The following is a 6,168-nucleotide window of genomic DNA, read 5'->3' on the forward strand; positions in this document are numbered from 1 at the left end:
ACTTCATAGAAATTCTTACTCTTTATGTACTTGTCAACCATTCTGATGGAAAATATTGAAATCATAAACCGATCGTGGTTAAACAGGGGGATATTTTTCGGGTCATATGCACAGGAGCAGGGAGTCCAGCCCAAGTTGGATGTACACGGTCACCAGAGTGAGCTTATGTCTTTCGTACCAGTTATTGGAGAATCGATCAAAAAACAGCTTGAAGACCGGGAGGAAAAAATCCTCTCGCCATTTGCCGCACTGAACAAACATTCCTCCGGCCGACATGTCGAAGAAGAGGAAGAAATGTCTGATATTCGGCTCCCTTTTCAACGCGACCGGGACCGAATAACGCATTCGAAAACCTTTCGGCGACTCAAGCATAAAACGCAGGTTTTTCTCGCTCCCACCGGTGACCATTACAGAACCAGACTGACGCATGTCCTTGAGGTTTCCCAGATAGCCAGAACCATCGCCTCGGCCCTCTGCCTGAATGAACCGCTGACCGAAGCCATTGCCCTTGGCCACGATCTCGGCCACACGCCGTTTGGTCATGCCGGGGAAGTCACTCTGAATGAATTGCACCCAAGTGGTTTTCGCCATTATGTGCACAGTCTGCGGGTTGTCGATTTCCTGGAAAATGACGGTAAGGGCCTCAACCTTACCTTTGAAGTACGTAATGGTATTATCCGCCACTCCAAGGGGCGCGCCGATATCCTGCCGAAGGACAAGTCGGAAAGCGCCGTCACCCTCGAAGGGCAGGTCGTTCGGCTTGCCGATATCATCGCCTATGTCAACCACGATCTCGATGATGCTCTGCGCGCCGGAATTTTGATTGAAGGTGATCTGCCGGCAAAAATTCGCCAGGTCGTTGGTGAAAGGCATTCAAAGCGCATTGGTTCGATGGTTCGTGACTTGATCGTCGAGACCCTGACCGCCGACGATGGTGATCTGCACATCAGCGAAGGGATGCTCGAAGCAATCACCAATATGCGCTCATTTCTCTATGAAAATGTTTACACCTATTACAAGGTACACAATGAGTTTATCAAGGCGCAGCGGATAATCGCCGACCTCTATAACTATTTCATGGAGAGAGGGATCGTCCGTCTCAGGAACGACGTATGGGAGTGCAAAATTGACGAAGAGATCTGGGCGAATGAAAAAAAGGCCCATCGAAAGGTCTGCGACTATGTTGCCGGAATGACCGATCGTTATGCCCTGTCCATTTATAAACACATTTTTCTGCCGGAACCGTGGAGCGCCAAATAACCTTGCGGTTTTCTCCACGCTCGTGTTCCCTGAGCCCGAACGGATGCCTCTGCAGTAAATACCGATACATGACAAACAGGTCCATGCGCACCTGCACCGTGGCAACCTTTTTGGTCGGCCTTGGGGAAAACTGTTGAATTCTGGTGCCTTCGTAGGTACTCTCGAAAATTGTGCGCCGTGTGGAGTATAAGAAAAATCAATAAAAACAAATTATGAATTATGAATAAGAAAGAAGAACTCTTGAGCAAGGGTTATGAATTTGCCGCAGTGGAAGAAAAATGGCTGCATAGCTGGCAGCAATCAGCCTGTTTTGCCGCCAGAATGGAAGCAGGCAAACCGGCCTTTTCCATAGTTATTCCACCACCGAATGTCACCGGAGTACTGCACGTCGGCCACGCACTGAACAATACCCTGCAGGATATCCTGACGCGCTATCATCGCATGTGCGGCGACAATACCCTGTGGGTGCCGGGTACCGATCATGCCGGCATCGCCACCCAGAACGTGGTCGAACGCCAGTTGGCAGCCGAAGGTAAAACCCGTGATGATCTTGGCCGTGAGGCGTTTGTAGAGAAAGTCTGGGAATGGCGCAAAGAGAAGGGCGGCACGATCATCAACCAGTTGAAAAAGCTTGGCGCCTCCTGCGACTGGGAGCGTGAACGTTTTACCATGGATGAAGGGCTGTCCCAGGCGGTTCGGGAGGTCTTTGTCCGGCTCTTTAAGGAAGGGCTCATCTATAAGGGCGATTACATCGTCAACTGGTGCCCTCGCTGCCAGACCGCTCTGGCCGATGACGAGGTGGAGCACGAGGACAAAAAGGGAAAACTGTACCATATCCGCTATCCCTATGCCGACGGTTCCGGTTATGTCGTCGTCGCCACCACCAGACCGGAAACGATGCTCGGCGATACCGGCGTGGCGGTGCACCCGGACGATGAGCGCTACAAACATCTTGCCGAAACAGGCATTAGTCTGCCCTTGACGAACAGAGTCATTCCGGTGGTTTTTGATGAGCATGTCGACCGGGAATTCGGTACCGGCGCGCTGAAAGTGACCCCATCCCATGATCGGGACGACTATGAAATAGGTCTGCGGCATTCCCTTGCCCGCCTGAAAGTTATCGATGACAAGGGGGTGATGAATGCCGCCGCCGGTGACTATTGCGGGCTTGACCGTTTCGCCTGCCGTAAGAAAGTGGTCGAGGATCTGGAACGTCTCGGCTTGCTTGAAAAAGTTGAAGAGTATGAGCATGCCGTCGGGCAATGCTATCGCTGTAAAACGGTGAGCGAGCCGACAACCTCGGTGCAGTGGTTTGTCTCGGTGAAACCTCTGGCCGACAAGGCGGTGGCCGCCGTCCGGGAAGGGCGGATAAATATCTACCCGAAAACCTGGTATAACACCTTCTACAGCTGGATGGACAATATTCGCGACTGGTGTATTTCCCGGCAGATCTGGTGGGGGCATCGCATCCCCGCCTGGACCTGCGATGCCTGCGGCGAGTTGATTGTCGAGTCCGAGGATCCGACCACCTGCCCGAAATGCGCCTCTGAAAATCTTACCCGGGAGACCGATGTCCTGGATACCTGGTTTTCTTCGGCGCTCTGGCCTTTCTCGACCATGGGCTGGCCGGAGAACACGAAAGAGCTGGCAACCTTTTATCCGACCTCGGTGTTAATTACCAGTTTTGATATCCTCTTTTTCTGGGTGGCCAGGATGATGATGATGGGTCTGCATTTTATGGACGAAGTACCGTTCAAGGATGTCTATCTGCACGCCCTGGTCCGGGATAAACACGGCAAAAAGATGTCGAAGTCGACCGGTAATGTCATCGATCCACTGGTGGTCATGCGAGAATACGGCACCGACGCCATGCGTTTCACCCTGACGGCTTTCGCGGCCCAGGGCAGGGAAATCAAGCTCGATGAGGAGCGGATCGAGGGCTATCGCCACTTCATCAATAAAATCTGGAACGCCGCCCGTTTTGCCCTGATGCATGTCAGCGACTGCGGCGAGTCGATCAAGGATGTTGTCGCGCGGCCGGGGGAATTGCCGCTGGTCCATCAGTGGATTCTCAGCAGGACTGCCTCGGCCATTGACGAGGTACGATCGGGGCTCGATGAATATCGTTTTAATGACGTCGCCTCGGCCAACTATCAGTTCATCTGGCATGAATTCTGTGATTGGTACCTTGAGTGGATCAAGGCCGATCTGTTTGGTACCGACCCGGTGGCCAAACGACAGGCGCAGGGCGTTCTGCTCGTCGTCCTGGAGACGATTGTCAAACTCATCCATCCGGTTACCCCCTTTGTCTCTGAAGAGATCTGGTCTGTTCTGCCCGGTGATCGGCCGCTGCTTGCCATCAGTCCCTTTCCGGACAGACAGGAAAATTGGCTGAACGTTGAAGCGGTAGCGCAGATGGAGATGTTGATGGGGGTGATCACCGGCATTAGAAATATCCGTTCCGAGGCCGAAGTGCATCCTTCGACGAAAATTGAGGCGCTGGTTATCTGTGGCGATACGCAGAAAGCACAATGTCTCACGGCCTTCACCGCGGCCATTGCCGATATGACCAGGCTGAGCACGCTGACGATCAAGCAGGAGGCGGTCAAGCCGACCGATGCCGCGACCTATATTTATAACGATATCGAGATCTTTGTCCCGCTGAAAGGCTTGGTCGATGTCGAGAGCGAGCTGGCCAAGCTGCAGCGGGAGCGGAAAAAAATCGAGGTCAAACTGGCCCAGGTGAATGGCAAACTGTCGAATAAGAAATTTCTTGCCAACGCCCCCGAGGAGGTGGTTGCCAAAGAGCAGGAGAAAAAGGCCGGTTATGATGCCACGATGGCCAAAATAGTCGAAGCCGAAGCGCGACTGAAAAAATTAGCATGACCGGAGCCGCAAACAAGGTGAACGGAAAGGGGAGAGACAATGGATAAAAATCTTCTTCAGAGCATGATTCGTCAGTTCCTCCTGGAGGACGTGGGGCGGGGTGACCTTACCAGTGAGTCGATTTTCTCCGATCATGAAATCGGCAGTGCCAGGCTGGTGGCGCGGGATTCGTTCATTGTCGCCGGGGTGGAGAGTGTTGCCGCCGAGGTGTTCAAGGTGCAGAATCCTGAGGTCATAATAGTTGATCCGGTGCCTGATGGAACCTGGGCCAGGCCGAAAATGGGTCTGCTCACGGTCAGCGGGCCGGTTATCGATCTGCTGAAAGCGGAGCGGGTGGCCCTTAACCTGCTGCAGCGGCTTTCCGGGATCGCTACGCTCACCGCCCAGTTTGTAGAAAAAGTGAAGGTGTATTCGGTGCGCATCACTGACACCCGGAAAACCACGCCGGGCCTGCGTGTGCTCGAAAAATATGCTGTGCGCGTCGGTGGCGGGGCAAATCATCGGTTTAATCTCGCTGATGGTGTTTTGATCAAGGATAATCATATTGCCGCCTGTGGCTCCATCCGCGAGGCGGTGGACAAGGTAAAGGAGAGAATTCCCCACACCATCCGAGTGGAGGTGGAAACGGACAGCCTGGAACAGGTGAAAGAATGTCTGGCATGCGGCGTCGATATCATAATGCTTGACAATATGACTCCGGAAATGATGTCAACCGCGGTTCGACTGATCAACGGCCGGGCCCTGGTGGAGGCGTCCGGGGGCGTGACGCTGCAGACTGTGGAAGCCATTGCCATGAGCGGCGTGGATATTATTTCCGTCGGCGCCTTGACTCATTCGGCGCCTTCCTGTGATATCGGCATGGACTGGTCTTTTTAGGAGCTACGGGCGTCGCGGTAAAACCGTACAGAGGTGCTGGTACTTTTTCCAGCTTGTTTGCCGGTTAGCGGCGTTATGTCATTTATTTGGTGCATATTTCTTGATTATTGTCATGGAAATATGCGATACTCGATTCAAACGTTATGCTATTACATCGATCTTAGCAAAATCTATCCCCGATAAACGGGAAATATGTCGGTACAAGTACGCTTGCTGTACAGTGCCCATCGACAGTTTACACCAAGATATACCAAGAGGTACCTGCTCATGCGTTGCCCAAAATGTGGATACATTTCTTTTGATCATCTGGAAAAATGCCTCAAATGTAATAAGGATATCAAGGCGACTGCCGTGAGTCTGTTTGGTACCACTTATAATATTCAGACGCCGAGTTTTCTCAAGTTGCCTCGACAGCAGCAGGAGGAACTTTCACAACAGAGCGATATTTTTCAAGAAAAGTCAGGTAATGGTGTCGAGGAGTATGTCGATGAAGAGCTCGAACTTCTTGTCGAGGATGAGGACTCCGACCTGGGCGGTGAAATCCGTTTTGCGCAAGACGAAAAGACCGGTTTAGGGGCGGTGAAGGATGAGCTGGACGACGAAGGAGAGATTGAAATCGATTTCAGTCAGTTTGAAGATGCTGATGAACCCGAGGTGAACCTCCTCAATGAGGATATGGCTGAAGAGGAGGTGGCCGAGCCGATCGCCAGGACTGCTTCAGTAATGGAAATACCAGCTGAATTGTCGGATATGACCGATCTTGCCCCTCCCGCCAAACCACTTGAAACGGTCAGGCGACCCGCGGAAAAAACCGTAAACGCTGATTTGTCCGATCTTGAACTGGAAGATCTCTACATCGATCTTGGTCTGGATGGGGTAGATGAGGCGCAGAAGAACAAAAAGGCCAGGGCAACGGATACCGTACTAGCCCTTGACGAGATAGATTTCTCAGACGTGCTGGGTGAAAGCAGTTCAGGAAGCTCAAAAAAAACGGGAAATATGGATATGGATGAGGACTTGGACTTCGATCTGGATCTCGGCGGGCTATCCATTCACAAAGATATTTAGGAATACGAAAAGAAAAAAATACTCGAAAACCTGTTGACACTGCAGGAGAAGTCGGGTAAATAACCCTCTCCATATGAG

General features: G+C 52.2%; 4 protein-coding genes. All 4 read left to right on the forward strand.

What is annotated here, in order from left to right:
* Positions 1 to 165 precede the first annotated feature (165 nt).
* The 4 genes from ACYQ8U_RS19580 to ACYQ8U_RS19595 all read left to right on the forward strand — a co-directional run bounded on the left by ACYQ8U_RS19580 (position 166) and on the right by ACYQ8U_RS19595 (position 6,090).
* On the forward strand, positions 166 to 1,260 hold the full coding sequence (locus ACYQ8U_RS19580) for a deoxyguanosinetriphosphate triphosphohydrolase (protein WP_459947256.1): 1,095 nt from the start codon (positions 166 to 168) through the stop codon (positions 1,258 to 1,260).
* A gap of 219 nt (positions 1,261 to 1,479) precedes the next feature.
* Positions 1,480 to 4,146: a valine--tRNA ligase gene (locus ACYQ8U_RS19585; protein ID WP_459947257.1), complete on the forward strand. Its 2,667-nt coding sequence runs from the start codon at positions 1,480 to 1,482 to the stop codon at positions 4,144 to 4,146.
* Positions 4,147 to 4,185: 39 nt separating this feature from the next.
* Positions 4,186 to 5,022: a carboxylating nicotinate-nucleotide diphosphorylase gene (nadC, locus tag ACYQ8U_RS19590; protein WP_459947258.1), complete on the forward strand. Its 837-nt coding sequence runs from the start codon at positions 4,186 to 4,188 to the stop codon at positions 5,020 to 5,022.
* Positions 5,023 to 5,373: 351 nt separating this feature from the next.
* Complete coding sequence (locus ACYQ8U_RS19595) at positions 5,374 to 6,090, forward strand: hypothetical protein (RefSeq protein ID WP_459947259.1); 717 nt, start codon at positions 5,374 to 5,376, stop codon at positions 6,088 to 6,090.
* Positions 6,091 to 6,168: the final 78 nt, after the last annotated feature.

It is taken from the genome of Desulfocastanea catecholica (genome assembly GCF_054657295.1).